General features: G+C 68.0%; 1 protein-coding gene. It reads right to left on the reverse strand.

Annotated elements, in window-relative coordinates; all coding sequences use genetic code 11:
• Window positions 1–880: efflux transporter outer membrane subunit (locus AC3WK8_RS31935; protein ID WP_492574100.1), on the reverse strand; the 880-nt coding region annotated here is incomplete at both ends.

Here is an 880-nt window from a genome sequence, read left to right on the forward strand (position 1 = left end):
AACGCCGTCTCGTTGGCGAAGTTGTTGCGCTGGGCGTCCAGGTAACGCAGGTGGCTATCGATACCGCCTTCATAACGGGCCTTGGCCAGCTTCAGCGATTCGTTGCTGGTGTTGGCCAGGGCCCGGCGTGCCTGCTCCTCGCGGCGCAGGGTATCGGTGGCCGCCAGGGCGTCCGCCACTTCACGGAACGCGGTCTGGATCGTGCCCTCGTAGGCCGCCACCGCCGAGTCCTTGCGCGCCTCGGCCAGGCTCAGCCCGGCGCGGTTGCGTCCGCCATCGAAGATCGGCAGCGACAGGGTCGGAATGAAGCTCCAGGAGCGCGAGCCGCCATCGAACAGACCGGACATTTGCGCGCTGGACGTGCCGAAGCTGCCGGTCAAGGTGATCCGCGGGAAGAACGCTGCCCGCGCAGCGCCGATATCGGCATTGCGCGCTTGCAGGCGATGTTCGGCGGCGAGGATGTCCGGACGGCGCTCGATCAGCGACGACGGTGAGCCCGCGGCGATGTCTTGCACCAGTAGCGGCTGCTCCGACGGCTTATCGGGAATCGACTTGGTGGCATCGGCGGTGCCCAGCAACAGCACCAGGGCATTGAACGCCTGTTGCTTCTGGCGCAGGGCGGCCTCCTCGTCGGCCCGGGACTGTTCCACCAGGCCCAGGGCTTCCTGGTAGTCCAGCGCGGTGGCGTTACCTACCGCACGGTGCCGGCTGATCAGGGCGAAGGAGTATTCGCGGCTGACCAGGGTCTGCTGGGTCAGGGCCAGGCGGCGCTGGGCGCCGTCATGGGCCAGGTAGGCCTGGGTGACCTCGGCGATCAGCGCAATGCGTGCCGAGCGCCCCGCCTCTTCGGTGGCCAGGTACTGCTGCAATGCGGCATCGC

The organism is Pseudomonas sp. FW507-12TSA, assembly GCF_058781435.1.